26 protein-coding genes and 1 pseudogene are annotated in these 26,211 nt (G+C 59.8%); 8 read left to right on the forward strand and 19 right to left on the reverse strand.

Translation table 11 applies throughout. The features are described from left to right. Positions 1 to 28: 28 nt before the first annotated feature. From glpD to PSAKL28_RS05780, 4 genes are all read right to left on the reverse strand, one after another. On the reverse strand, positions 29 to 1,609 hold the full coding sequence (glpD, locus tag PSAKL28_RS05765; RefSeq protein ID WP_371261981.1) for a glycerol-3-phosphate dehydrogenase: 1,581 nt from the start codon (positions 1,607 to 1,609) through the stop codon (positions 29 to 31). A 141-nt stretch (positions 1,610 to 1,750) separates the two neighbouring features. Then, positions 1,751 to 2,506: a DeoR/GlpR family transcriptional regulator gene (locus tag PSAKL28_RS05770; protein WP_010221027.1), complete on the reverse strand. Its 756-nt coding sequence runs from the start codon at positions 2,504 to 2,506 to the stop codon at positions 1,751 to 1,753. A 148-nt stretch (positions 2,507 to 2,654) separates the two neighbouring features. Next, positions 2,655 to 4,154, reverse strand: coding sequence for a glycerol kinase GlpK (glpK, locus tag PSAKL28_RS05775; protein ID WP_038607749.1), 1,500 nt, complete (start codon positions 4,152 to 4,154; stop codon positions 2,655 to 2,657). A 66-nt stretch (positions 4,155 to 4,220) separates the two neighbouring features. Continuing rightward, positions 4,221 to 5,072 (reverse strand): MIP/aquaporin family protein, encoded by an 852-nt coding sequence (locus tag PSAKL28_RS05780; RefSeq protein ID WP_038607752.1) that lies wholly within the window; start codon positions 5,070 to 5,072, stop codon positions 4,221 to 4,223. A gap of 327 nt (positions 5,073 to 5,399) precedes the next feature. Here PSAKL28_RS05780 and ybaK point away from each other — a divergent pair, with 327 nt between their 5' ends. Both ybaK and PSAKL28_RS05790 read left to right on the forward strand, forming a co-directional pair. Further along, positions 5,400 to 5,870, forward strand: coding sequence for a Cys-tRNA(Pro) deacylase (gene ybaK, locus PSAKL28_RS05785; protein WP_038607755.1), 471 nt, complete (start codon positions 5,400 to 5,402; stop codon positions 5,868 to 5,870). A gap of 93 nt (positions 5,871 to 5,963) precedes the next feature. Further along, positions 5,964 to 6,743, forward strand: coding sequence for a PhzF family phenazine biosynthesis protein (locus PSAKL28_RS05790; RefSeq protein ID WP_038607758.1), 780 nt, complete (start codon positions 5,964 to 5,966; stop codon positions 6,741 to 6,743). A 74-nt stretch (positions 6,744 to 6,817) separates the two neighbouring features. Here PSAKL28_RS05790 and PSAKL28_RS05795 read toward each other — a convergent pair whose 3' ends face one another. Continuing rightward, complete coding sequence (locus PSAKL28_RS05795) at positions 6,818 to 7,927, reverse strand: ABC transporter ATP-binding protein (protein ID WP_038607761.1); 1,110 nt, start codon at positions 7,925 to 7,927, stop codon at positions 6,818 to 6,820. Beyond that, positions 7,924 to 8,844, reverse strand: coding sequence for an ornithine carbamoyltransferase (gene argF, locus PSAKL28_RS05800; RefSeq protein ID WP_038607764.1), 921 nt, complete (start codon positions 8,842 to 8,844; stop codon positions 7,924 to 7,926). The genes PSAKL28_RS05795 and argF overlap by 4 nt, the downstream gene beginning before the upstream one ends. Positions 8,845 to 9,210: 366 nt before the next feature. On the opposite strand from argF, the gene PSAKL28_RS05805 reads away from it, so the two are divergent. Further along, positions 9,211 to 11,319 (forward strand): molybdopterin oxidoreductase family protein, encoded by a 2,109-nt coding sequence (locus PSAKL28_RS05805; RefSeq protein ID WP_038607766.1) that lies wholly within the window; start codon positions 9,211 to 9,213, stop codon positions 11,317 to 11,319. A 92-nt stretch (positions 11,320 to 11,411) separates the two neighbouring features. After that, on the forward strand, positions 11,412 to 11,747 hold the full coding sequence (grxD, locus tag PSAKL28_RS05810) for a Grx4 family monothiol glutaredoxin (protein WP_028943477.1): 336 nt from the start codon (positions 11,412 to 11,414) through the stop codon (positions 11,745 to 11,747). A gap of 123 nt (positions 11,748 to 11,870) precedes the next feature. Here the strand turns inward: grxD and bfr are convergent, their stop codons facing one another. After that, positions 11,871 to 12,341, reverse strand: a complete 471-nt coding sequence (gene bfr / locus PSAKL28_RS05815) for a bacterioferritin (protein ID WP_038607769.1) — start codon at positions 12,339 to 12,341, stop codon at positions 11,871 to 11,873. Between the two features lie 199 nt (positions 12,342 to 12,540). Further along, on the reverse strand, positions 12,541 to 12,759 hold the full coding sequence (locus PSAKL28_RS05820) for a bacterioferritin-associated ferredoxin (protein WP_038607772.1): 219 nt from the start codon (positions 12,757 to 12,759) through the stop codon (positions 12,541 to 12,543). A gap of 232 nt (positions 12,760 to 12,991) precedes the next feature. Between PSAKL28_RS05820 and PSAKL28_RS05825 the strand changes: the two genes are divergently transcribed. After that, positions 12,992 to 13,594 carry a peroxiredoxin gene (locus PSAKL28_RS05825; protein ID WP_038607775.1) on the forward strand — a complete coding sequence of 201 codons (603 nt, stop codon included), beginning with the start codon at positions 12,992 to 12,994 and terminating at the stop codon, positions 13,592 to 13,594. A 60-nt stretch (positions 13,595 to 13,654) separates the two neighbouring features. On the opposite strand, the gene rnt is transcribed toward PSAKL28_RS05825, so the two are convergent. After that, positions 13,655 to 14,323, reverse strand: coding sequence for a ribonuclease T (gene rnt / locus PSAKL28_RS05830; protein ID WP_038607778.1), 669 nt, complete (start codon positions 14,321 to 14,323; stop codon positions 13,655 to 13,657). Beyond that, the gene (pyrC, locus tag PSAKL28_RS05835; protein ID WP_038607781.1) at positions 14,320 to 15,366 is read right to left on the reverse strand and encodes a dihydroorotase; all 1,047 of its coding nucleotides are present in this window, start codon (positions 15,364 to 15,366) and stop codon (positions 14,320 to 14,322) included. The genes rnt and pyrC overlap by 4 nt, the downstream gene beginning before the upstream one ends. 130 nt (positions 15,367 to 15,496) lie before the next feature. On the opposite strand from pyrC, the gene PSAKL28_RS05840 reads away from it, so the two are divergent. Beyond that, entirely contained in the window at positions 15,497 to 16,438 is a 942-nt protein-coding gene (locus PSAKL28_RS05840) for a flagellar protein MotY (protein ID WP_038607783.1), read from the forward strand. A gap of 129 nt (positions 16,439 to 16,567) precedes the next feature. Further along, positions 16,568 to 17,785, forward strand: coding sequence for an argininosuccinate synthase (locus PSAKL28_RS05845; RefSeq protein ID WP_038607786.1), 1,218 nt, complete (start codon positions 16,568 to 16,570; stop codon positions 17,783 to 17,785). Between the two features lie 44 nt (positions 17,786 to 17,829). On the opposite strand, the gene PSAKL28_RS28075 is transcribed toward PSAKL28_RS05845, so the two are convergent. After that, positions 17,830 to 18,384, reverse strand: coding sequence for a hypothetical protein (locus tag PSAKL28_RS28075; RefSeq protein WP_257011858.1), 555 nt, complete (start codon positions 18,382 to 18,384; stop codon positions 17,830 to 17,832). A 429-nt stretch (positions 18,385 to 18,813) separates the two neighbouring features. Here PSAKL28_RS28075 and PSAKL28_RS05855 point away from each other — a divergent pair, with 429 nt between their 5' ends. Continuing rightward, positions 18,814 to 19,440, forward strand: a complete 627-nt coding sequence (locus PSAKL28_RS05855; protein WP_038607789.1) for a response regulator transcription factor — start codon at positions 18,814 to 18,816, stop codon at positions 19,438 to 19,440. Between the two features lie 95 nt (positions 19,441 to 19,535). Here the strand turns inward: PSAKL28_RS05855 and PSAKL28_RS27595 are convergent, their stop codons facing one another. The 8 genes and pseudogenes from PSAKL28_RS27595 to metG form a co-directional block, all read right to left on the reverse strand. Beyond that, entirely contained in the window at positions 19,536 to 19,712 is a 177-nt protein-coding gene (locus tag PSAKL28_RS27595) for a PA3496 family putative envelope integrity protein (RefSeq protein ID WP_038607792.1), read from the reverse strand. A gap of 105 nt (positions 19,713 to 19,817) precedes the next feature. After that, positions 19,818 to 20,456, reverse strand: coding sequence for an endonuclease III (gene nth / locus PSAKL28_RS05865; RefSeq protein ID WP_038607795.1), 639 nt, complete (start codon positions 20,454 to 20,456; stop codon positions 19,818 to 19,820). 4 nt (positions 20,457 to 20,460) lie between these two features. After that, positions 20,461 to 20,985 (reverse strand): Rnf-Nqr domain containing protein, encoded by a 525-nt coding sequence (locus tag PSAKL28_RS05870; protein WP_038616273.1) that lies wholly within the window; start codon positions 20,983 to 20,985, stop codon positions 20,461 to 20,463. Next, positions 20,978 to 21,595 carry an RnfABCDGE type electron transport complex subunit G gene (locus PSAKL28_RS05875; protein ID WP_038607798.1) on the reverse strand — a complete coding sequence of 206 codons (618 nt, stop codon included), beginning with the start codon at positions 21,593 to 21,595 and terminating at the stop codon, positions 20,978 to 20,980. Before PSAKL28_RS05875 ends, PSAKL28_RS05870 begins: the two co-directional genes overlap by 8 nt. Further along, positions 21,592 to 22,578: an RnfABCDGE type electron transport complex subunit D gene (locus tag PSAKL28_RS05880; RefSeq protein WP_038607800.1), complete on the reverse strand. Its 987-nt coding sequence runs from the start codon at positions 22,576 to 22,578 to the stop codon at positions 21,592 to 21,594. Before PSAKL28_RS05880 ends, PSAKL28_RS05875 begins: the two co-directional genes overlap by 4 nt. 1 nt (position 22,579) lies before the next feature. After that, positions 22,580 to 23,419: pseudogene (gene rsxB, locus PSAKL28_RS05885) on the reverse strand (electron transport complex subunit RsxB); the annotation flags it as partial. Further along, positions 23,416 to 23,997 carry an Rnf-Nqr domain containing protein gene (locus PSAKL28_RS05890; RefSeq protein WP_038607806.1) on the reverse strand — a complete coding sequence of 194 codons (582 nt, stop codon included), beginning with the start codon at positions 23,995 to 23,997 and terminating at the stop codon, positions 23,416 to 23,418. The pseudogene rsxB and the gene PSAKL28_RS05890, both read right to left, overlap by 4 nt. Before the next feature lie 91 nt (positions 23,998 to 24,088). Beyond that, positions 24,089 to 26,128, reverse strand: coding sequence for a methionine--tRNA ligase (metG, locus tag PSAKL28_RS05895; RefSeq protein WP_038607809.1), 2,040 nt, complete (start codon positions 26,126 to 26,128; stop codon positions 24,089 to 24,091). Positions 26,129 to 26,211 lie beyond the last annotated feature (83 nt).

Consider the following 26,211-nt stretch of genomic DNA (forward strand, 5'->3'; position numbering starts at 1 on the left):
GCAGCGGCCCGGCCCTGTCACGCGGACTTCAGGCCGCCTGCACGCGCGCTCGATTCAATTCCAGGCGCTGGAGGTATTCCCGCAGTGCCTGTTGCTCCGCAGCTGTAGTGAACAAGCCCAGCTTGCTGCGGCGCCAGAGAATGTCATCGGCGCTGACAGCCCACTCTTCGTTGCACAGATAGTCCACCTCACGGGTGAACAAGCCGCCGCCAATGGCGTCGCCCAGGTCTGCCGGGCCTTGTACGCCTTCGAGCAGGCGCCAGACGCGGCTGCCATAAGTGAGGGCCCAGCGCTTGGCGATTTCTGCCGGCAGCCAGCCACAACGGGCGAGGATGGCGTCGGTCAAGGCTTGCGGAGTGGTCATGTCTTCGCCACCCGGCAGTGGTGCGCTGGCCGTCCAGCTGCCGCGCATCTGGGTGAAGAACGGCGCGAGCTGGGCCATGGCCGATTCGGCCAGCTTGCGGTAGGTGGTCAGCTTGCCGCCGAACACCGACAGCAACGGCGCTTCGCCGGTGCTGGAGGAGAGTGCCAGGGTGTAGTCGCGGGTCACCGCCGACGGGTTGTCGGATTCGTCATTGCACAGCGGGCGCACACCGGCGTAGGTGTGCAGGATATCGGCGCGGCTGAGCTGATGATTGAAGTGCTCGTTGACCACTTTGAGCAGGTAGTCGGTTTCGCCTTCAGTGATTGCGACTTTGGCCGGGTCGCCGGTGTATTCGCGGTCAGTGGTGCCGATCAGGGTGAAGCGCTCCAGGTACGGAATGGCGAACACGATCCGCTGGTCTTCGTTCTGCAGGATATAGGCATGCTCGCCGTCGTACAGTTTCGGCACGATCAGGTGGCTGCCCTGGATCAGGCGAATGCCGTATGGCGCGTCGAGCTTGAGGTCATCCTGGATGAATTTGGCTACCCAAGGGCCGGCGGCATTGATCAGGGCGCGGGCCTTGATCGACTGCTGGCTGCCGTCAGCATGTTCCAGCAGTACATTCCATACGCCATCGACACGCTGTGCGCTGACACAACGCGTACGGGTACGAATGTCTGCCCCGTGCTCACGGGCGGCCATGGCGTTGAGTACCACCAGGCGGGCGTCGTCCACGGCGCAATCGGCGTATTCGAAACCGCGGGTAATCGCCGGTTTGAGCGGGTTGCCCGGACCGAAACGCAGGCCGCGTGAGGCACCGAGTTGCTTGCGCTTGCCCAGGTGATCGTAAAGGAACAGGCCGGCACGGATCATCCAGGCCGGACGCAGGTGTGGGCGGTGCGGGAGGACGAAACGCATCGGTTTGACGATGTGCGGGGCTTTGGCCAGCAGGACTTCACGCTCGGCCAGGGCTTCGCGCACCAGGCGGAATTCGTAGTGTTCCAGGTAGCGCAGGCCGCCGTGAATCAGCTTGCTGCTAGCCGACGAGGTGTGGCTGGCGAGGTCGTCTTTTTCGCAGAGGAACACAGACAGGCCGCGACCGGCCGCATCGGCGGCGATACCCACACCGTTGATGCCACCGCCGATAACGGCGAGGTCATAGATATCGGCAAGGGCGGGCGATGACAAGCTGGATTGCGGCACGGGAGGCTTCCTCAAAGACTTTCTAACATCGAATTTGAACATTTATGTTCATTTTCGAAAATACTAGCGCAACAGAATGCTGCCTGCCAGTCGCTTTCCATAGAAAATACTGATCGGATGACAATTAAATGAAAAATAACGAACATTTTCGCTGCCACCGTTGCGGTGGCAGCCGTTACAGACTCAGACCACTTCCAGGCGAATCTTGTACTGATTGAGCAGCTGAGTGAGGGCGGGCACCGGCGCCTGGTCGGTGACCAGGCAATCGATCAGGCTGATCGAGCCCAGGCGCACCATGGCGTTGCGTCCGAACTTGCTGGAGTCGGCGGCGAGGATCACCTGACGGGCATTGGCAATGATCGCCTGGGAAACCCGTACTTCCTGATAGTCGAAATCCAGCAGGCTGCCGTCTTCGTCGATGCCGCTGATACCGACCAGGGCGAAATCGACCTTGAACTGGTTGATGAAGTCGACACTGGCCTGGCCCACCACACCACCGTCTCGGCGTACGTTGCCACCGGCCAGCAGCACTTCGAAATCATCCTTGGCGCTGAGGATCGAGGCCACGTGCAGGTTGTTGGTGATGATCTTCAGGTGGTTGTGATTGAGCAGGGCGCGGGCGATGGATTCGGTGGTGGTGCCGATGTTGATGAACAACGAGGCGTGGTCAGGAATCTGTGCGGCGATGGCTTCGGCGATCCGCTGCTTCTCGTCGCGCATCTGATCGGCGCGCATGGCGTAGGCGGTGTTCTCGATGCTGGAATCATAGGCGGCACCACCGTGGTAGCGGCGCAGCAGATTGACTTCGGCAAGCTGGTTGATATCACGGCGGATGGTTTGCGGGGTGACGACGAACAACTGCGCCATTTCTTCGATACTGACATAGCCGCGTTCGCGGACCAGTTCGAGGATTTGTTGTTGGCGAGGGGGCAGATTCATGGGCGGTCCTTTTGGGCTGCCAGGCAAATTGCGCCATGATGCCGGAGGAAATGGCTGGCGGCCAGTCGACCAAAGCGATCGTGGGGCAAGCCCGCTCCCACCGGGTGTTGATGATTCCCTGTGGGAGCGGGCTTGCCCCGCGAAAGTCTTATTCCTCGTGCGGTTCCCAGTCCCGCGTGCGATCCACTGCCTTCAACCAGCCGGCATACAGCTTTTCTTTGGCCGCTTCATCCAGCTGCGGGCTGAACTCACGCTCGATGATCGCTTTGCCGCGCAGTTCATCCAGGCTGCTCCAGAAACCGCAAGCCAGGCCCGCCAGGTAGGCGGCGCCGAGGGCGGTGGTTTCGCGCATTTGCGGGCGCTCGACACAGGTGCCGAGAATGTCGGCCTGGAATTGCATGAGGAAATTGTTGGCTACCGCACCACCGTCCACGCGCAGCTCGCTCAGACGCTGGCCGCAGTCCTGCTGCATGGCATCGAGGACATCACGGGTCTGGTAGGCGATCGATTCCAGCGCGGCGCGGATGATGTGATCGACTTTGACCCCGCGGGTCAGGCCGAACAGCGCACCACGGGCGTAAGGGTCCCAGTACGGTGCGCCGAGACCGGTGAAGGCCGGCACCAGGTAAACGCCGTTGCTGTCCTTGACCTTGCTGGCGAAGTACTCGGTGTCATGGGCGTCATTGACGATTTTCAGTTCGTCACGCAGCCATTGTACGGTGGAGCCACCGTTGAACACGGCACCTTCCAGGGCATAAGCCACTTCGCCACGAGGGCCGCAGGCGATGGTGGTGAGCAGGCCGTGGGAGGACTTCACCGCCTTGTCGCCGGTGTTCATCAGCAGGAAGCAACCGGTGCCGTAGGTGTTCTTGGCCTGGCCCGGTTCCACGCACATCTGACCGAACAACGCCGCCTGCTGGTCGCCAGCGATACCGGCGATGGCGATACCGCTCTTGGTGCGGCCGTAGACTTCAGAGGAGCTGCGCACCTCGGGCAGCATCTGCCGAGGAATGTTCAGCACCTCAAGCATCTTCGCATCCCACTCCAGGGTGTGGATGTTGAAGAGCATGGTCCGCGAGGCGTTGGTGTAGTCGGTTACATGCACCTTGCCGCCGGAGAATTTCCAGATCAGCCAGCTGTCGACGGTACCGAACAGCAGATCGCCGCGCTCGGCGCGCTCACGGGCGCCCTCGACGTTGTCGAGGATCCACTTGAGTTTGGTGCCGGAAAAGTACGGGTCGGTGACCAGGCCGGTGGTTTCGCGGATGTACTCCTGCAGGCCATCACGCTTGAGCTGTTCGCAGATCTCGGTGCTGCGGCGGCATTGCCAGACGATGGCGTTGTACACCGGGCGGCCGGTTTCCTTGTCCCAGACCACGGTGGTTTCACGCTGGTTGGTGATGCCGATGGCGGCCACCTGGTCATGGCTCAGGCCGGCCTGGGCCAGGGCTTCGACCATGGTCGCGCTCTGGGTGGCGAAGATTTCCATGGGGTCGTGTTCGACCCAGCCCGCTTGCGGGTAATGTTGTGCGAATTCACGTTGCGAGGTGCCTACCACGTTGGCATCGCGGTCGAAAATGATAGCCCGTGAACTGGTCGTGCCTTGGTCAAGGGCAATGATGTAGTTCTTGTTCTGGGTGTCTGTCATGTCGTTGGCCTTGCACTTAATTGGGTAGTTATCAGGGCAGGGCGAGCCTGGCTCGCCCGTTCGGCATCAGGATGCCTGGGTCTTGCCCTGAGGGTTGGCGTCGGTCTGGGGGCTCTCGCTCTCGGCAACCGGCAGGTTGCGGGCGATCACACCGCGGTACAGGGCGGCACCAAGGCTCGCCCCTATGATCGGCGCAAAAATCGGAATCAGGAAATAGGGAATGTCACGACCGCCAGTAAAGGCGACTTCGCCCCATCCGGCGAGGAATGTCATCAGCTTGGGCCCCAGATCACGGGCCGGGTTCATTGCAAAGCCGGTCAGCGGCCCCATGGCGCTGCCGATCACGGCAATCAACAGACCGATCAGTAACGGTGCCATGGCCCCGCGGGGCAGACCATTGTTGTCGTCGGTCAGGGCCATGATCACCGCCATCAGTACGGCAGTGATGATCACCTCGACCAGAAATGCCTGGCCGGTGGACAGCGCCGGGTGTGGGTAGGTGGAGAACACTGAAGCCAGCTCAAGGCTGGCCTGGCTGCCACGAACCATGGCATGGGTTTGTTCGTAATCGAAGAACAGGTTGCTGTACAGCGTATAGACCAGCGCGGCGCCGCAGAAGGCCCCGGCGATCTGGGCGACGATGTAGAACGGTAATTTGTGCTTCTCGAACCCGGCGAACAGCCACAAGGCGATGCTCACTGCAGGGTTGAGGTGAGCGCCGGAGACCCCGGCGGTCAGGTAGATCGCCATGCTTACGCCGACGCCCCAGATGATGCTGATTTCCCACAGGCCGAAGCTGGCACCCGCGACTTTGAGCGCAGCCACGCAGCCGGTACCGAAAAAGATCAGCAGGGCGGTGCCGAGGAATTCGGCCATGCATTGGCTGGATAAGGTGGGTTGTCGCAGAGCTGTCGTCATTCGTTACCTCGGTTTTTGTTGTTGTGAGGCGCAGTGAGCGCTCGACAAAAGCCCGACAGAAATCCCCATTTCGGTCAGGCAGGCGGCAAAAAACGCACCTGTTCGGTGCATTGCTATATTCAGAATCGAAAAAATATAGACAAGAAACGCTTATGTCAAAGGTCGAAAGTGAACTGGTGTTCACAAACTGACTATTGGCAACGTGCTGATGCTGAATCGTTCCGGCGCCTGATTGGCTGGTTGAGGGTGAGGCTTAGTGGTTCGAGGAGGTCGTTTTGTCCTAAAGTAACCGGCGAAATGCTATTCACTTTCTGTTTGGAGTCCCGCATGACCCCCGCCCTGGATCTGCTGAAAAAGCTTCGCGCCGAACATCACATTCACAGTTATGAACATGATCCCAAAGCGGCGTCCTACGGGCTCGAAGCCGCGGAGAAGCTCAATCTTGAGCCGGTGCGGGTGTTCAAGACCTTGCTGGCTAGCAGTGAAAAGGGTGAATTGCTGGTAGCGGTGGTCCCGGTGATCGGTAGTCTCGATCTGAAGGGCCTTGCCCACGCGGCCAGGGTGAAGAAATGCGAGATGGCCGATCCGGCAGCGGCCCAGCGTTCCACAGGCTACCTGTTGGGCGGGATCAGTCCGCTGGGCCAGAAGAAACGCCTGCGCACCTTTATTGATCAGTCCGCTCAATCTTTTGAAACGATTTTTGTCAGTGCCGGGCGGCGCGGGCTGGAAGTGGAGCTGGCGGCGGCGGTGCTGGCTGAACACACGCAGGCAACGTTCGCCGCCATCGCCCGCGACTGACAACTGTATGCTGAAAATCCGACGACTCTGTCTCTGTTAGCCACTGCCGGGTTACGGGCATGCTCACTGTCCCAGAACAGAGAGAGTCGTCGCATGCAGCTGGAATTTCATCAGGTCGACGCCTTCAGTGAGCGTCCCTTTGCCGGCAATCCGGCCATGGTCTACCGCCTCGACCATTGGCTCAGCGATGAGCTGATGCAGCAGATCGCCGCTGAACACAACCTTGCCGAAACCGCCTTTGTGGTGGCGGATGGCGCGCAGTGGCAGATTCGCTGGTTTACCCCCACCACTGAAGTCCCCTTGTGTGGTCACGCGACCCTGGCCAGTGCCCATGTGCTGCTGGAGGTCTACCAGGTGCCGAGCGAGCGCCTGCTGTTCCAGAGTCAGTCCGGACCCTTGAGCGTGAGCCGTGAACATGGGCGATTACTGCTGGACTTTCCACGTATCGATCCGCAACCGGTAAGTCGGCCATTACCGGTTGCCGAGGCTTTAGGCTGTCCGGTGCTGGAGGTGCTGCAGACCAAGGAATTGCTGGTGGTACTTGAGTCTGAACAAGCGGTACGCGACTGCACACCGGACATGGCGGCGCTGGCGCAATTGCCTGGATTGGGCGTGATCGTCACGGCGCGGGGCGAGAAGTATGACTTTGTGTCGCGGTACTTTGCTCCGGGGATCGGTATTCCCGAAGATCCGGTGACTGGTTCGACCCACTGCTGTCTGATTCCCTATTGGGCTGAGCGCTTGGGTAAGGCTGAACTGCACGCCTTTCAGTGTTCCAGTCGCGGCGGAGAGCTGTTCTGTCGGCTGGAGGGTGAGCGGGTGAAAATTGGTGGTTATGCCCGGCGGGTAGCTAGCGGTACGTTGAGTCTGTAAAAAGCATCGCGGGGCAAGCCCGCTCCCACAAGTGCCATCACCGTGGGAGCGGGCTTGCCCCGCGATGGCTGGTATCAGAGCGCCGAGCTATAGCGCCGAACACCGTTCTCCGGCACCGGCAGCTGCGCCGCCACACTGCCCGGTACGGCAAACAGCACCAGGTGATCTGCGGCCACTTCAATGCCTACCTCGGCCCCGACCTGATGGTCGATATGGCTAGGGAAAATCGCTTCAAGCTGGCTGCCGGTCGGCAGTTGCAGGCGATAGAGGGTCGAGGCGCCGAGGAAGCTCTTGCCGGTGATCAGTGCCTTGAGAGCGCTGTGCGGGGCGTGAATGATGTCGTCTGGACGCAACAGCACATCGACCGCGCAGCCAGGGGTGAAGGTATAGGCGCGGTTGCCATGCAGCTCGCCCAGTTCGGTTTGCACCGACTCCGGGCTGGTTAGCTGGCCACGAATGAAGTAGCCCTGGCCAATGAAGCTGGCGACGAAGGGCGTGAGGGGTTCGTGATAGAGGTTGTAGGGGGTATCCCACTGCTCCAGGCGACCTTCCTTGAACACGCCGACGTGATCACTGACGGCAAAGGCCTCCTCCTGGTCGTGTGTGACCAGAATGGCACTGGTGCCACGGCTCTTGAGAATGTCGCGGACCTCATGGCTGAGGCGCCGGCGCAGCTCCACGTCGAGGTTGGAGAAAGGCTCGTCGAGCAACAGCAGTTGCGGCTCGGGGGCCAGTGCGCGGGCCAGGGCCACGCGCTGTTGCTGGCCGCCGGAAAGCTCGTGCGGGTAGCGTTTGCCAAGCCCGCCAAGCTTGACCAGTTCGAGCATTTCGGCCACGACCTGTTGCTGCTGCGGGTGCTTGCCGATGCCGAATGCGATGTTCTCGGCGACCGTCAGGTGCGGGAACAGCGCATAGTCCTGGAACACCATGCCGATCCTGCGTTTCTCCGGTGCCAGGGTGAAGCCGGCCTTGGAGATGACCTCGCCCGCTAGCTGGATCTCACCCTCATGCACCGGCTCGAAGCCGGCGATGGCGCGCAAGGTGGTGGTCTTGCCACACCCCGACGAGCCCAGCAGGCAACCGATGTCGCCAGCGTTGAGGTGCAGGTTGAGGTTCTGGACGATGCGCTGCTCGCCATAGCCGCAGGCGAGGTTGCGCAGGTTAAGCAGTAAAGGTTGACTCATGCGTGGTGATAGGCCGGTTCAACAAGAAATTCGAGAAGCGCCTTCTGTGCATGCAGACGGTTTTCAGCCTGATCCCAGGCGACCGAGCGTGGGTCGTCGAGCAGGTCAAGGCTGATTTCCTCGCCACGGTGGGCGGGCAAGCAGTGCATGAACAGGGCATCGGGTGCTGCCAGGTCGAGCAGTTCGCGGGTTACCTGGTAAGGCGCGAACAAGGCCAGACGCCGTGCAGTTTCCTCTTCCTGACCCATGGAAGTCCAGACATCGGTGCTCACCAGGTGCGCACCCTGCACGGCATCCTTGGGTTCACGGAAGATCTGCACGCGGTCACCGGCCTTGGCCAGAAACTCCGGGTTGGGCTCGTATTCGGCCGGGCAAGCGATGCGCAGTTGGAAGTCGAACTGGATCGCCGCTTCTATATAGCTGTTGCACATGTTGTTGCCGTCGCCGATCCAGGCCACGGTCTTGCCCTGGATTGCGCCGCGATGCTCGAGGAAAGTCTGCATGTCGGCCAGCAATTGGCACGGGTGCAGGTCGTCCGACAGGCCATTGATTACCGGCACGCGGGAATTGGCGGCGAACTCGGTCAGGGTGCTGTGGGCAAAGGTACGGATCATCACCGCATCGAGCATGCGCGACATGACGATGGCGCAGTCGCCGATCGGCTCGCCACGGCCCAGTTGGGTGTCGCGCGGGGACAGGAAGATGGCCTGGCCGCCGAGCTGGATCATGCCGGCTTCGAACGACAGCCGGGTACGGGTCGAGGACTTCTCGAAGATCATCCCCAGCACGCGGTTTTTCAGGGGTTCGAACAGTACGCCGCGGTTACGCAGGTCCTTCAGCTCGATGCCTCGACGGATCACACTGAGCAGTTCGTCGGGTGTGAAATCCATCAGGGAGAGAAAGTGCCTAGCGCTCATGTTTGACTACCTTTTTGCAACAGACCGCAGATCAACAATGCCGGTTTTCAGAAACAACGGAAGTGACCTGCGGCGAAAGCCGCACGGGGCGACGAAATAAGGGAAGACGCAATACTATAATTAAATGTCGCGTCATACCAAGTGGGGCGTGCACTGTGTGTATTGCTGGCAGTGTCGTAACCCATTGGCGGGCCGTTTTTTTTGTTTGCTACACAAGGGTTTTACACTGCCCGCTGAGGCCTTGGCAAACACCCGCGCGAATCGCTGCGCCTGATGCCGGTAGATTCACATGGCGAAACTCGCTGGTCGCCATGCACGCTCAGGCCCATAGTCAGGCGGATTACCAGACACCCGGAAGAGGTGGCCATGAACAAGACCTTGCATCACCGTGCCTGTCACCTGTGTGAAGCCATCTGTGGCTTGACCATTGAAACCACTCAGGAGCCCGGTGCAGAGCCACGCATCAGTTCGATCAAGGGTGATCCCCAGGACAGCTTCAGCCGCGGCCATATCTGCCCCAAAGCCGTGGCCCTGCAAGACATCCAGAACGACCCTGACCGGCTGCGCGCACCGCACAAGCGGATAGGCGACAGCTGGCAGGCGATTGGCTGGGACGAAGCCTTCGCGCTGGCCGCGCAAAAGCTCTGGGCCGTCCAGCAGGCCCATGGGCAGAACGCCGTGGCGGTCTACCAAGGCAACCCCAGCGTGCACAACTATGGGCTGATGACCCACAGCAACTACTTCCTCGGGCTACTCAAGACCCGTAATCGATTTTCCGCCACCTCGGTCGACCAGTTACCGCACCACCTGACCAGCTACCTGATGTATGGCCATGGCCTGTTGCTGCCGATTCCGGATATCGACCATACCGATTTCATGCTGATCCTCGGCGGCAACCCCTTGGCGTCCAACGGCAGCATCATGACCGTGCCGGATGTCGAAAAGCGCCTCAAGGCGATTCAGGCCCGGGGCGGCAAACTGGTCGTCGTCGATCCGCGGCGCAGTGAAACCGCAGCCATGGCTGACCAGCATGTATTTATCCGGCCTGGAGCAGATGCCGCGCTGCTGTGCGCCATGCTCAACACCTTGTTTGCCGAAGGCCTGGAGCGTGCTTCGGCATTGCCGGTCGATGGCCTGGACGAAGTGCGTATGGCCATAGCGCCGTTCACTGCCGAGTCGATGGCCCCCCTGTGCGGCGTCGATGCGCTGGTCATCCGGCAACTGGCGCGTGACTTTGCAGCTGCCGACAAAGCGGTGTGCTACGGCCGGATGGGGGTATCGACCCAGGCTTTCGGCACGCTTTGCCACTGGCTGGTGCAACTGATCAACCTGGTCAGCGGCAACCTTGACCGGGTTGGCGGTGCCTTGTGCACGCAGCCGGCGGTGGATCTGGTCGCGAGCACCGCAGGTGGCCATTTCAACGCGTGGCAGAGCCGGGTCTCCGGCTTGCCGGAGTACGGCGGTGAGCTGCCGGTGGTGGCGCTGGCCGAAGAGATGCTGTGCGAAGGGGAGGGGCAGGTACGCGCCCTGGTGACTGTGGCTGGCAACCCGGTGTTGTCCACGCCCAACGGCCGGCAGCTGGAGCGTGCGCTGGGCGGACTTGAGTTCATGCTCAGCATCGACCTCTACATCAACGAAACCACGCGTTACGCCGACCTGATCCTGCCGTCCACCTCGGCGCTGGAGAACGATCACTACGACACCACCTTCAACCTGTTGGCGGTGCGCAATATCAGCCGCTTCAACCGGGCGATACTGCCCAAACCGGAAGGCGCGCTGCATGACTGGGAGATCTTAGTGGGCCTGGCCAAGGCCTACGCCGCACTCAGCGACAAACCTCTGAAGCCCACTGCGCCTCCGGCGCAGATGATCGACAGTGGCTTGCGCCTTGGACCTTATGGCGAGAGATCGTCCTTCAACCTATCGATAGAGACCTTGGCTGAGTACCCTCACGGTATTGATCTGGGGCCGCTGCAACCGAACCTTGCTGGCCGTCTGAAAACTGCCAACCAGCGTATCCAGGCGGCACCTGCGCAGATTCTTGGCGATTTGCAGCGATTTGCCGCTCAGCAGCCGGCCGAGCCTGGGCAGTTGCTGTTGATCGGTCGCCGACATGTACGCAGTAACAATTCCTGGATGCACAACTATCACCGTCTGGTGAAGGGTAAACCGCGTCATCAACTGCTGATGCACCCGGATGACCTGGCAGGGCGGCAGTTGCAGGATGGGCAGCGGGTCAGGGTCAGTTCGCGGGTCGGCAGCATTGAGGTCGAGGTACAGGCCTGCAGCGATCTGATGCCCGGGGTGGTCAGCCTGCCTCATGGCTTTGGTCATGCCCGTGCAGGCGTGCGTATGGACATTGCCTGCAGCCAGCCTGGCGCCAGTGCCAATGACCTGACCGACGAACGCCAAGTGGATACGGTTTCAGGCAATGCAGCGCTCAATGGCGTGCCGGTGCAGGTGGTTGCCGCCTGATATCGGCAAGGCCGAGCGTCAAGCTCGGCTTTCCGATACAATGCGTCACCGTGCCGACAACCAGGTCGGAAAGTTCAGCCGCGAGGTGCTTCATGGATATCATTGAAACAATCAAAGAGCAGATTGCTAACAACACCATTCTGCTTTACATGAAAGGCTCGCCGAATGCCCCGCAGTGCGGCTTTTCGGCCAAGGCGGCGCAAGCCGTGATGGGTTGTGGCGAGAAATTCGCTTACGTGGATATCCTGCAGAACCCGGAAATCCGCGCCAACCTGCCAAAATATGCCAACTGGCCGACTTTCCCACAGCTGTGGGTTGCCGGTGAGCTGGTTGGCGGTTCCGACATCATGGCTGAAATGTTTGCCAACGGCGAACTGCAGACCCTGATCAAGGAAGCTGCAGCCAAGGCTGAGGCGGCCAAGGCCTGATTACAGGTTTGGTGAAAAAAAAGCCCCGCAATGCGGGGCTTTTTTGTTGGCGGTGGGAGCGGGCTTGCCCCGCGATGGCGATTTGTTAGTCACATCGCTTCGCGGGGCAAGCCCGCTCCCACATTACTCGCCCATCTGCGACTGCAGGTAGTTTTCCAGACCGACTTTGTCGATCAGGCTCAGCTGGGTTTCCAGCCAGTCGATATGTTCTTCCTCGGACTCGAGGATGTCTTCAAGCAGCTCGCGGCTGCCGAAGTCGCCAACGGTTTCACAGTGGGCGATAGCGGCCTTGAGGTCGGTCAGACCTTTCTGCTCGATTTTCAGGTCGCATTCGAGCATTTCTTTGGTGTGTTCACCAATCAGCAGCTTGCCCAGGTCCTGGACGTTGGGAATGCCTTCGAGAAACAGAATACGCTTGATCAGTTTGTCAGCGTGCTTCATTTCATCGATGGATTCCTTGTACTCGTGCTTGCCGAGCTTATCCAGACCCCAGTCTTCATACATGCGCGCATGCAGGAAGTATTGGTTGATTGCGACCAGCTCGTTTCCGAGGATCTTGTTGAGATGCTGGATGACGCTAACGTCGCCTTTCATGATGGGGTCCTGCCCTATAAGTGTGCCTATAAGCAAGAGTTTGAGCCCCGTAACTTCGACTGTCAAACCTAAGTTATTGAATAATAAATGAAAATTAATAGGAATAAGAATGTTTGTGTTCCGCGTTATACCCCTAACTTATTGAATTACAGGCATAAAAAAACCGGACACGGGGTCCGGTTCTTAGAATGGGCTGTTTTTACGCTGCAGTAAAATCCACAGGGTAGGGCAGGATAGCCTGGCTGACCTGCAGTTCGGTCAGGGTTTCACGCACAACCTGCTTGGCCAGGCAGGCACATTTGCCACACTGGCTCGCCACGTTGGTGGCGCTTCTGACTTCCTTGTAGCTGCAGCATCCTTCATAGATCGCATCGCGGATCTGTCCGTCGGTTACACCAACACAAAGACACACATACATAGGGCAGACCATCGCTGGTAAAGGCTCAATGCGAAGAAGCTTAATGTTAATGAGAATGCTTGTCAAAGCACAATGTGCCAGACTTTGGGTCAGAGCGACCAGCGGCAGCTTTCAAAGGTGCAGGGCCTGAAATTCGGCGAGCAGCGTCAGGCGGTGTATCATGGCCGACCTTTGCTCTGTCAGGTGGCTTATGCCAGCCTGCACAGCTGTTTCAACCATCAGGAGATATCGAATGAGCGTACTCGTTGGCAAAACTGCCCCGGACTTCACTGTTCCAGCCGTACTGGGCAATGGCGAAATCGTCGACAGCTTCAACCTGGCTTCGGCCATCAAAGGCAAGTACGGCCTGGTGTTCTTCTACCCGCTGGACTTCACCTTCGTCTGCCCGTCCGAGCTGATCGCTCTGGATCACCGCATGGCTGAGTTCCGCGACCGCAACGTTGAAGTGATCGCGGTGTCGATCGACTCGCACTTCACCCACAACGCCTGGCGCAACACCCCGATCAATGCCGGTGGCATCGGTCAGGTGCAGTACATCATGGCTGCTGACATGAAGCACGAAATCGCCAAGGCCTACGACGTTGAGTCCGAAGGCGGCGTTGCTTTCCGTGGCGCGTTCCTGATCGACGACAAAGGCGTTGTCCGTTCGCAGATCGTCAACGACCTGCCACTGGGCCGCAACATGGACGAGCTGCTGCGTCTGGTCGACGCCCTGCAATTCCACGAAGAGCACGGCGAAGTCTGCCCTGCCAACTGGAAAAAAGGCGACAAGGGCATGACCGCTTCGCCTGAAGGCGTTGCTGCTTACCTGAGCGAGAACGCTGGCAAGCTGTAATAGCGAGCGATAAAAAAAACCGGCCTTGATGGCCGGTTTTTTTATGGGTTCAGCAAGGCTTCAGTCGTTGAAGTCCTGCCAGCCGCCCATTTCCTTCCAGCGATTGACGATGCCGCAGAACAGCTCGGCAGTCTTCTCGGTGTCGTAACGTGCCGAGTGGGCCTCACGACCGTCGAAATCGATGTCGGCACTCTGGCAGGCACGGGCCAGCACGGTCTGGCCATAGGCAAGACCGGCCAGGGTCGCGGTGTCGAAGCTGGAGAACGGATGAAACGGGTTGCGTTTCATATCGTGGCGCGCCACCGCCGCGTTGAGGAAGCCCAGGTCAAAGCTGCTGTTGTGGCCAACCAGGATCGCCCGCTTGCAGCCATTGGCCTTCAGCGCCTTGCGTACGCCACGGAAGATATCGGTCAGCGCCGACTCTTCGCTGACGGCCATGCGCAGTGGGTGATCGAGCTTGATCCCGGTGAACTCCAGGGCGGCCTGTTCGATGTTGGCACCTTCGAACGGTTCGACCCGGAAGAAGTAGGTGTGCTCCGGGAACAGGAAGCCTTTTTCATCCATGCCGATGGTTACTGCGGCAATTTCCAGCAGGGCGTCGGTGGCACTGTTGAAACCGCCGGTTTCGACATCCACTACAACCGGCAGGTAACCACGAAAACGTTCCGCCATCGGGTGGCGTGGGCCACCGCTTGGACCTTCCTGGTCGTCGTACAGATCTTCACTCACGCAGTTTCCTCCAGCAGGCGCCAGCGCAGTTGTTCACCGGCGCGCAGCGGGATAACGGTCTGCTCGCCGAACGGCAAGCTGCTTGGGGCGGTCCAGTCTTCACGAACCAGGGTAATGGTGTCGGTGTTGCGCGGCAGGCCGTAGAAGTCCGGGCCGTGCTTGCTGGCAAAACCTTCAAGCTTGTCCAGCGCGTTGCGCTGTTCGAACGCTTCGGCGTACATCTCGATGGCGGCGTAGGCGGTGTAGCAGCCGGCGCAGCCGCAGGCCGCTTCCTTGGCGTGACGGGCGTGAGGGGCCGAGTCGGTGCCGAGGAAGAACTTGCTGCTGCCGCTGGTGGCAGCGTCCAGCAAGGCCACCTGGTGGGTGTTGCGCTTGAGGATCGGCAGGCAATAGAAGTGCGGACGAATACCGCCAACCAGCATGTGGTTGCGGTTATACAGCAGGTGCTGGGCGGTGATGGTCGCGCCGACGTTGGCCGGAGCCTCGTTGACGAACTGCACGGCATCGCTGGTGGTGATGTGCTCGAAGACCACTTTCAGGGTCGGGAAGCGTTCGACGACACGGCGCAGGTGCTCGTCGATGAACAGCTTCTCGCGGTCGAACACGTCGATCTCGCTACGGGTCACTTCACCGTGCACCAGCAGCGGCATGCCGATTTCGGCCATGGCTTCGAGTGCCGGGAAAATGTTGTCGATGCTGGTAACGCCGGAATCGGAGTTGGTCGTCGCGCCGGCCGGATACAGCTTGGCGGCATGCACGAAACCTGTAGCCTTGGCTGCGCGGACTTCTTCGGGCTGGGTACGGTCAGTGAGGTACAGCACCATCAGCGGTTCGAAGCGGCTAGCGGCCGGACGTGCGGCCAGGATGCGCTCGCGATAGGCGCCGGCTTCGGCGGCATTGCGCACAGGCGGTACCAGGTTGGGCATGATGATTGCGCGAGCAAAGGTGCGCGCAACGTCGCCAACGGTGTGGGGCAAGACGGCGCCATCACGAAGATGGATGTGCCAGTCATCGGGACGCAGGAGGGTCAGGCGGTCGGACATTGGGGATTCCAGGCGGGTCGAACTCAAGGTGAATGCTACCGGAAAAGCCGGGTCCGAGCACTCGCTATCAAGTTTTGCCACGCCTGACCGATAGCCTGCGGGTATACCGTGAAAATCTGTGGAGCCGCCCGTGCGCCAGCGTTATCTAGCCCTACTCAGCGTGTTTGCCTGCTTGCCGGCGACAGCACTCACTTTCCAGACCCGTCTGGAGAATATTGAGTGGAAGGTCGAAGGCGATCAGTTCGAATGCCGCCTGGTCCAGCCGGTTGCCGATTTCGGCAGTGGTGAGTTCGTGCGCCGCGCCGGTGAACAGGCGACGTTTCAATTGCGTTCGAGCAGCAATGTCCTGGGTACAGGGTCTGCAACCCTGCTGGCTGCCGCAGCGCCCTGGCAGCCAGGCCGTGGCGATATCAACCTGGGCTCGGTGCGCATGGCCCGTAGCGGCGTGCTGTTTACCAGCTCCCAAGGGCAGGCCAGTCGTCTGATCAATGGTCTGCTCGACGGCCGCAGTACCGTGGTTCGCAACTATGCCGGTGAAGCCGGGCGAGCGATGGAAGTGCGCCTGTTGCCGGTAAAATTCAGCAAGGCCTACAGCGATTACCAGGTCTGCGCCGCCAAGCTGCTGCCAATGAATTACGACCAGGTGCGCCAGGGTCGGGTCGATTTCCCTGGGGGCGGGATTGAACTGGACGCCAATGCCAAGGCGCGTCTGGACGTGATCCTGGAGTTTCTCAAGGCCGATCCTACGGTCAACCGCATCGAGCTTGATGGTCACTCCGACAACAGTGGCAATCGCCTGACCAATCGTGATCTGTCCCGACGCCGGGCCCTGGCGGTAATGGAGTACTTCAAGGCGCATGGCATTGCCGAAGATCAGATCAGCGTGCGCTTTCACGGTGAGCGCTATCCACTGGCCGCCAACAACTCGGCTGCCAATCGCGCCCGCAATCGCCGGGTGAACATTCAGCTGGATCGGGTAACGCCGGTTGAAACAGCGATAGAGAAAGCACCCGAAACACCGGCAGTTCCTGCAGCGCAAACGGATACCAGCAAGCCTTCAGCCAAGTCCTGAGCTGCGACCGTCCGTCGCGCTCTCGACAGTTCCTGTCGCTTTGTCGTCACAAGCTGTCGCCCCACTGTAATTTTTGCGGCAAGGCCGGTAGAATCGACGGCTTTCCGTACAACCCCGTGGAGTGATGGCATGGCGGACGTAAAAAAGGTCGTACTGGCGTATTCCGGCGGCCTTGATACTTCGGTGATTCTCAAGTGGCTGCAGGATACCTACAACTGTGAAGTGGTGACTTTCACTGCCGATCTGGGGCAGGGCGAAGAGGTCGAACCGGCCCGCGCCAAGGCTCAGGCCATGGGCGTGAAAGAAATCTACATCGATGACCTGCGCGAAGAGTTCGTGCGCGACTTCGTTTTCCCGATGTTCCGCGCCAACACCGTTTACGAAGGCGAGTACCTGCTGGGTACTTCCATCGCTCGTCCGCTGATCGCCAAGCGCCTGATCGAAATCGCCAATGAAACCGGTGCCGACGCCATTTCCCATGGTGCTACCGGCAAGGGCAACGACCAGGTGCGCTTCGAACTGGGTGCCTACGCACTCAAGCCGGGCGTCAAGGTTATTGCTCCATGGCGTGAGTGGGACCTGCTGTCCCGTGAAAAACTCATGGACTATGCCGAGAAGCACGGTATCCCGATCGAGCGTCACGGCAAGAAAAAATCGCCTTATTCGATGGACGCCAACCTGCTGCACATCTCCTATGAAGGTGGCGTGCTGGAGGATACCTGGACCGAACACGAAGAAGACATGTGGAAGTGGACCAAGTCGCCGGAAGCCGCGCCTGACGTCCCCACCTACCTGGAACTGACCTACCGCAACGGTGACATCGTTGCCCTGGACGGCGTTGAAATGTCGCCGGCCACCGTGTTGGCCACCCTCAACCGCATTGGCGGCGAGAACGGCATCGGTCGTCTGGACATCGTCGAGAACCGCTATGTCGGCATGAAGTCCCGTGGCTGCTACGAGACCCCGGGCGGCACCATCATGCTGCGCGCGCACCGGGCGATCGAGTCGATCACCCTGGACCGTGAAGTCGCTCACCTGAAAGATGAGCTGATGGTCAAGTACGCCAGCCTGATCTACACCGGCTACTGGTGGAGCCCGGAGCGTCTGATGCTGCAACAGATGATCGACGCCTCCCAGGTCAATGTGAACGGTGTCGTGCGCCTGAAGCTGTATAAGGGCAACGTAATCGTCACTGGCCGTAAGTCCGATGACTCGCTGTTCGACGCCAACATCGCAACCTTCGAAGAAGATGGCGGCGCTTACAACCAGGCCGACGCAGCGGGCTTCATCAAGCTCAACGCCCTGCGTATGCGCATTGCTGCAAACAAGGGTCGTTCGCTGATCTGAACGATGCCTTGAATGAAAACCCCGGCCTGGTCCGGGGTTTTTTTTTAGTTGTTGATCGGCTGGGTTGCCAGTGTTGTCTGGATGCCTGTCTCCAGGTTGATTAGTGTCCAGGTGTTGCACAATGGGTGGGTCTGGTCCAATGCCAGCATGGCAAAGTGTTCGAGCAATTGACTCGCACATGTTCCGCTTATGGTAATGGTCACGGATGTTTGAGCAATCTGTAGCGGATTACCAGGCGCATGGGCAGTGCCGTTGTCCGCTGCAAGGCTGATAGCCTCATTGCTTGTCGGTAATTCAGAGGGTGTCTGTATTACGTCGCTCGTCATTGTTTTCACCGCAGTGGATAGTTGCGCTGAAGTAGCAACAGCGGAGGCTTCGGTGGAGTCCTGTACTGGCGGTGAATACAGGGATTTGTAGTTGAAGTTGAGTGTAAGAAAGAACAAGACTGTAAGAAAAAAAGGAAAGACTACCAGAAACCATGTGTAGGTAGTCTGGCTGTCTTCACTTAGAAAAGGCAACGAAGCCAGTGCCGAGGCTTCGATAATTCCGGCGAATATAGCAATGATGGTCAATGGGCTTTTCGGCTCTGCGTTGCTCATAGCCGTGTCCTCACTTCGCTTTCACCCAGTCGAGTGGCTATTAGTCTGGATAACAAGCGGGGGTGGCACTGGGCGGGATTTCTGATCGGGGAACCTATTGCCTCGCATCTTGTATAAAACCTCATAGATGTCGGTAAATATATATCAAGATTAAAGGACTTTTCCTTCAGGTATTAAGGTGCTGCTGGCTGGGTTATTTATGTGTTCTGGTGCTATTTTGGGTTTTAGAGGTTAATTCTGTTTCGTTCAAGGGCACTGATGTAAGTGTGAGAATGGGCGGGTTCAGGTTTTTTGTAGGACCAATCCTCTATGTGTGTAGGTTTTATCTTTGTGTGCTTTTGCTCGCGGGTGCTGCAATACAATATGTCGCGTAACTAGGCTATTGTGCAGGCTCAAAAAAAATCGAACAGCGAACAATTGGATCTGCCCATGAATAAAGTGCTGATCGTGGATGATCACCCGGTCATCCGCCTGGCTGTACGTATGCTGATGGAGCGGCATGGCTATGAAGTCATCGCAGAGACGGATAATGGCGTGGACGCGTTACAACTGGCACGAGAGCATGATCCGGATATCGTCATTCTGGACATCGGCATCCCCAAGCTCGATGGTCTTGAAGTTATTGCCCGGCTTACGACCGCCTGTCCGGGGGCCAAGGTGCTGGTACTGACCTCCCAGGCGCCTGGGCACTTTTCGATGCGGTGTATGCAGGCAGGTGCCGCCGGCTATGTCTGCAAGCAGCAGGACCTCACAGAGCTGCTCAGTGCAATCAAGGCCGTGCTGTCCGGCTACAGTTATTTCCCCAATCAAGCACTGCATTCGGTGCGTAGCAACCTGGGCGGCGCCAGTGAGGCCGATATGGTCGAGCGTCTGTCGGGGCGGGAGATGATGGTCCTGCAGCAACTGGCGCGCGGCCGGACCAACAAGGAAATTGCCGACGGTATGTTTCTGAGCAACAAGACCGTCAGTACCTACAAGACCCGGCTGCTACTCAAGCTCAATGCCCGGTCATTGGTTGATCTGATCGAGCTGGCCCAGCGCAACGGCCTGGTTTGATATCGCCAGAAGCAACAAAGCCTCCACTCGGGAGGCTTTGCTGGTGAGGCCGGTACTCAGCAGCCAAGGGTTTCCTGGCTTGCGCAGTCGAGGCGTCAGAGGTCGAAATCGTAATCGGCCAGTTGTTTTTGCAGGCGACGTTCTTCCAGCAGGTTATCGATGGTGCGGCGCTTGCTCAAGTTGGTCTTTGCCACTTCAGCCGGAACATCTTCCTCTGCGTCTTCAGTGGCGATGTCGTCGTCAACAACCAGGTCTTCTTTATCGGTGCTCATAAGTCACTCCAAGCCAAGAGGGCCATTGGCGCACCTTATAGCGAGAATTTTCGAGCCGGTACAAAAGATTTTTTCAATCGGCCCGACGCAGTTTTCACTATCTGCTCAATCGTCTGAGGTTTTGTGCTTGTATTCACACAGGTCTTCGATCCGGCAACTTCCACAACGCGGTTTACGTGCCAGGCACACATAGCGCCCGTGCAGGATCAGCCAATGGTGGGCGTCGAGCAGGTAAGCCTTGGGCACGAATTTCATCAATGCCTTCTCAACCTCCAGGACTGTCTTGCCCGGAGCAATCCCGGTGCGGTTGCTGACCCTGAAAATATGCGTATCCACTGCCATTGCCAGTTGTCGGAAGGCGGTGTTGAGGACCACGTTGGCGGTCTTGCGACCCACGCCAGGCAATGCTTCAAGCGCTTCGCGAGTTTCTGGTACCTGGCTGCCATGCTGTTCGATCAGCAAGCGGCAGGTTTCGATCACGTTGCGGGCTTTGCTGTTGTACAGGCCGATGGTCTTGATGTATTGCGACAGTCCGTCGACGCCAAGGGCATAGATGGCTTCGGGGGTATTGGCGACCGGGTACAACTTGGCGGTCGCCTTGTTCACGCTGACATCGGTGGCTTGCGCCGAAAGAATGACCGAAATCAGCAACTCGAAGGGGGAGGTGTAAGCCAGTTCTGTCTTGGGCTCGGGATTGTCTTCGTGCAGCCTGCGAAATATCTCCAGGCGTTTGGCGGCATTCATGGGGTCAACACTTTCCTTGACGACGTGAGGGGGCTCGCCGCAGGCAAACCCTGTTGTACAGGGCCAGCAGCAGGCCCAACAGAAAAAATGCCCCAGGCAGCAGGGCAGCCAGGCGTAGTCCCGCCCAGCCAGCCAGCAACTCGCGGCAAAGCCCCAAGGCGATACACAGGGCGGCGAATGCGCCTAGCAACTGGGCGATATCGCGCCAGCGACGGTTCTCGCCTTGAGCGTATTCGAACATCAGGCATTGTACGGCGATCAGTGCCGGGTAGGGGCTCAGCGCCTGATGCAAGGGCAGGGCCCAGGCGCGCAGACTCAACTCCAGACAGGTGGTCAGCGCTGCGGCCAGCAGCACGCTGGCGAGCATTCTGCCGCGGGCCGCGAGCCAGCGGTGCAAAGGCCCCATTGCCAAGTGATGCAGGGTAATCAGTAACACACTGAAACCGGCGATGGCGCACGCGTCAAGCAGCGTCTGGGTGATACCCAGCAACGGGGCCAGGCTCACGGCGGCCAGCCATTGCCTACTCATCATTGGCTGCCTCAAGTAAGTGCTGACGATGTTCGTCGAAGTAGCGCAGGGCGTCATGCACAGCATGGATCACTGCACGCGAAGTCACCGTGGCGCCTGCCAGTTGATCAAACTGACCGCTGTCACGCTTGAGAGCCCAGGCGGCATCGGGTGTGGTTTGCCGGCTGGTACCGATGAAGCTTTGTAGCCACTGGTTACCCGGTTCTACCAGCTTGGCCCCCAGACCAGGCGTTTCCTGTTGGCGTAGTACCTTGCTGGCGATCAAGTGGCCTTGCGTGTCGATAGCGATCAGCAGCTCGATCTGGCCTGCGTAACCCTGGGCCTGACTGTGCAGCACTACCGCGCTGGGGCGACCGGCAAGGGTGGCACGATAGCCTGCCAGCAGCCGGCTGTGGGCGAGGGTGGGGGCGGGTAACACCAGGGGTGTCTGCAATGGCTGGTTGTCATAGGTCTTTTCTGGCAGGACGCTGAGCCAGGTCTGCGCCTTGAGATTCTGCTCGGCCAAGGCGATATCCTGGGCACTGAAGTGCTGCCAGATCATGCTGCTGCCCAGGCTCAACAAGGCAATGAGCAACAGCAGCATGGCGCTGCGTATCGACGAGCGGTTCATGATGACACCGCTTGACGACGTTCGGCCCAGCGCTCCAGCGCCGGTACACACAGGTTCATCAGCAGCACCGCAAAAGCGGTGCCATCGGGGTAGCTGCCCCAAGTGCGGATCAGATAGATCAACAAGCCCATGCCTATGCCAAACAGCAAGCGGGCCTGTGGTGACCTGGGGCCGGAAACCGGTTCTGTGGCAATAAAGAATGCGGCCAGCATGGTCGAGCCGCTGAACAGATGCAGTAACGGTGAACCATTGGAATCCGAGCCGGATCCATTCCAGAACAACAGGCTGATCACGAACAGACTCGCCAGCAAGCCGACGGGGGCATGCCAGCTGAAGACCTTGCGTTGCAACAGCAGCAAGCCGCCCAGCAGGAAGGCCAGGTTTACCAATTCGCTGCCTGCGCCGCCGAAATGACCAAAGCCTGGATGCGTGCTGAACAACTCATCGAGAGTCAGGCTGCGGTTGTTGCGCAGGCCATCCAGAAGAGTTGCCTGGGCCCAGGCATCGGGTTGCTCGCCGGTATTGATAGCAAACACATGCTGCAGGCTGCTCCCCAGATCCAGCAGTTGCGCGCCGGGCCACTGGGTCATGTGCAGCGGGAAGGCCAGCAAGACCACGGCATAGCCGAGCATGGCCGGGTTGAACGGGTTCTTGCCGACACCGCCATACAGTTGCTTGCCAAGGGCGATGGCACTGACCGTGGCGATAACCGGTACCCACCAGGGGGCGTAGGCAGGCAAGGCAGCGGCAAGCAGGGTGGCGCTGACCAGGGCGCTGCCATCATTGAGTGAAGGCAGGGCCGGGCGTTGCTGCAGCTTGAGCAGCAGCGCTTCGCTCGCCAGGGCTGAGCCTGCGCACAACAACAGATTGAAGACCATTCCCCAGCCATGCTGCCAGAGCAGCGTCAGCACCCCAGGCAGGCACGCCAGCAGCACCAGCAGCATGGTGCTGCGCAGGCGCTCGCTGTTATCAACGGCCGGCATGGGCGGTGGCCGGTTGCAAGGCCAGCAGTTGCGCCTGGGCCTGTTCGGCCTCTTGCTCCAGTTCGGCCAACTGCGCCAGCTGAGCTTCGTTCGGACTCTCACCGAAGGCGCTTCTGGCTTTGTTCAGCTGTGCCCGGCTCATGGCGGCGGCAATCTTGGCTTTTTTCAGCGCGGCATCGGCCGCGGCGGCTTTCTGTGCCTTGACCCGCTCGATGGCGGCTTTGATCGGGTCATCGCTGGTTACGGCCTGCTCCGGGGTGTTGCTGGCGGCGCTGCGTTGACTGCGGGCGGCACGTTCGGCTTGCTTGCGCGCTTCTTCGCGCTGCAGGCGGCTGTTGCGCAATTCAAAGCGACGGCGGGCATGATTGCGTTTGGCGCTGCGGGCGGCCAGGGCCTCGGCGTCCTGGGCCATGCCACCGACAATCGGGATGATGTTGCTGGTTGCGCTCAGTGGCAGCAGGTCAATGCAATCCACCGGGCAGGGCGCCACGCACAGGTCGCAGCCAGTGCACTCAGCACTGATCACGGTGTGCATCAATTTGGCGGCACCGACAATGGCATCCACCGGGCAGGCCTGGATGCATTTGGTACAGCCAATGCATTCGGCTTCGCGGATAAAGGCGACCTGGGGCGGCGCGCTACCGCGCTCAGGATCCAGGGCTATGATCGGCACCTGCAGCAGGCTGGCCAGGGCGGCGATGGTTTCGTTGCCGCCTGGCGGGCATTTATTGATCGCTTCGCCCTTGGCCAGGCCCTCTGCATAGGGCTTGCAACCAGGGTGACCACATTTGCCGCATTGGGTCTGCGGCAGCAGGGCGTCGATGCGTTGAATCAGACTCATGATGTAAATAATCCGTTGAAGCCGAGAAACGCCAAGGCCATCACGCCCGCGCCGATCAACTCTGCAGGCAGACCGCGAAAGCTCTCGGGCATCGCCTCGTTGTCACTGCGTTGACGCAGATCGGCGAACAGGCTCAAAGCCAGCCAGAATCCCAGACCACCGCCCAGGCTCCAGGCCAGGGTCTGCAGTGCACCGTAGGCGCCTTCAATGACCTGCAGGCTCAAGCCTAGCAGTGCCACATTGCCCAGCAGTAACGGCATCAGCCCGTCGAAGGGCAGGCTTGGCAACGCTCGAGACAACAGGCCGAGCAGCGGCTCGATCAGCAGTACGCACAGGGGTAGCAGGACGAAAAGGCGTAGATAGCCAAGCTGCAAGGGTTGCAGGAGGTAGTGATACAGCAGTTGCCCCAGCGTGACGGCGAGCACCAGTAACGTCAGCGTTGCCAGCCCCAGGGCGTGCAGGCGACGGCGATCTTGGCCAGCAGAAGGGTGCAAGGCCGGGTCGATGGCCAGCCCTTGATGCAGGACCAGGTTGTTGACCAGCGCGGCGCTGATCAGGGCCAGGATGAATTCGCTCATGGGGGTGCACATTGCCAGGGCTGTTCGCCATTATCCGGCAATGACGCGAGGATGAGAACGCCCCGGACGCAATCGTCCGGGGCGTGAGGCCTTACTTGATGCGCTGACCGGGCTTGGCGCCGCTGTCAGGGCTGAGCAGGTAGATTTCTTCACCGCCGGGGCCGGCAGCCATGACCATGCCTTCGGAGATGCCAAAGCGCATTTTGCGCGGCTTGAGGTTGGCGATCATCATGGTCAGGCGACCTTCGAGCTTGGCCGGGTCCGGGTACGCCGACTTGATGCCGGAAAACACGTTGCGCTGCTCGTCACCGATGTCGAGGGTCAGGCGCAGCAGCTTGTCGGCACCTTCCACGGCTTCGGCCTTGAGAATCAGGGCCACGCGCAGGTCGACGGCAGCAAAGGTGTCGAAGTCGATTTCGGCCGACAGCGGGTCTTTGCTCAGTTCGCCATTGCCGGTAACCACGGAAGTCTGGCTGGCGGCCAGGTCTTCCTTGCTGGCGGCAGTCATGGCCTCGACCTTGGCCGGGTCGATGCGGCTCATCAGCGCCTTGAACGGGTTCAGCTGGTGATTGCTCAGGCGGGTCTGATGGTCGTCCCAGGTCAGTGGGGCAACGTTGAGGAACGCCTCGGCGTCGGCAGCCAGCAAAGGCAGTACCGGCTTGAGGAAGATCACCAACTGGCGGAACAGGTTGATGCCTTGGGCGCAGATCGCCTGGACTTCGTCCTGTTTACCTTCCTGCTTGGCCAGGGACCATGGTGCCTTGTCGGCGATCCAGGCGTTGGCGCGGTCGGCCAGGGCCATGATTTCACGCATGGCGCGGGCGAAGTCGCGCGCTTCATAGGCCTCGGCGATGCTTGGTGCAGCGGCCAGGAACGCTTCGGTCAGCTCTGGCGCGGCGTCGCCGGCAACCATCACACCGTCGTTGCCCTTTTGAATGAATCCGGCGCAGCGGCTGGCAATGTTGACCACCTTGCCGACCAGGTCGGAGTTGACCTTCTGCACGAAGTCTTCCAGGTTCAGGTCGAGGTCATCGACGCCACGGCTGAGCTTGGAGGCGTAGTAGTAGCGCAGGTATTCCGGCGCCAGGTGATCCAGGTAGGTACGGGCCTTGATAAAGGTGCCGCGCGACTTGGACATCTTCGAGCCGTTGACGGTCAGGTAACCGTGTACGTTGATGCCGGTCGGCTTGCGGTAGCCCGCGCCTTCGAGCATGGCCGGCCAGAACAGGGCGTGGAAGTTGACGATGTCCTTGCCGATGAAGTGGTACAGCTCGGCCTTGGAGTCCTTGTTCCAGAACGCGTCGAAGTCCAGCTCGGGACGACGGGCGCAGAGGTTCTTGAAGCTGGCCATGTAGCCGATCGGCGCGTCCAGCCAGACATAGAAGTACTTGCCGGGCTCGTCTGGGATTTCGAAACCGAAATACGGCGCGTCACGGGAGATGTCCCATTCCTGCAGGCCGGCATCCAGCCACTCGGCGATCTTGTTGGCTACGGCGTCCTGCAGGGTGCCGCTACGGGTCCACTGCTGGAGCATGGCCTGGAAGTCGGGCAGCTTGAAGAAGAAATGCTGGGAGTCCTTGAGCACCGGCGTGGCGCCGGAAATCGCCGACTTGGGGTTCTTCAGTTCGGTCGGGGCATAGGTGGCGCCGCATTTTTCACAGTTGTCGCCGTACTGGTCTTCGGCGGCACACTTGGGGCAGGTGCCCTTGATGAAACGGTCGGCCAGGAACATTTTCTTGTCCGGGTCGAAGTACTGGGTGATCGAACGGGTGGCAATGTGCCCGGCATCACGCAGCTTGAGGTAGATCTGGCTCGACAGCTCGCGGTTTTCTTCGGCGTGGGTCGAGTGGAAGTTGTCGAAGTCCACCAGGAAGTCGGCGAAGTCGCCACTGTGCTCGGCCTGGACGGCGGCAATCAGTTGCTCGGGGGTGATGCCTTCTTTTTCGGCGCGCAGCATGATGGCCGAACCGTGGGCGTCGTCCGCGCAGACATACACGCATTGATTGCCGCGATGTTTCTGGAAGCGCACCCACATGTCTGTCTGGATGTACTCGAGCATATGGCCAAGGTGAATGGAACCATTGGCATAGGGCAGGGCGCTGGTGACGAGAATCTGACGTGGCTCGGACATGGGGGCTCGGCTACTTTTTTCGGCTACTTGAGATGAAACGATGATCGGCCACTATAAAACGCCGGGAAATTTATTTCACCCCA

Origin of the sequence: Pseudomonas alkylphenolica (assembly GCF_000746525.1) — a bacterium.
Lineage (GTDB): Bacteria > Pseudomonadota > Gammaproteobacteria > Pseudomonadales > Pseudomonadaceae > Aquipseudomonas > Aquipseudomonas alkylphenolica.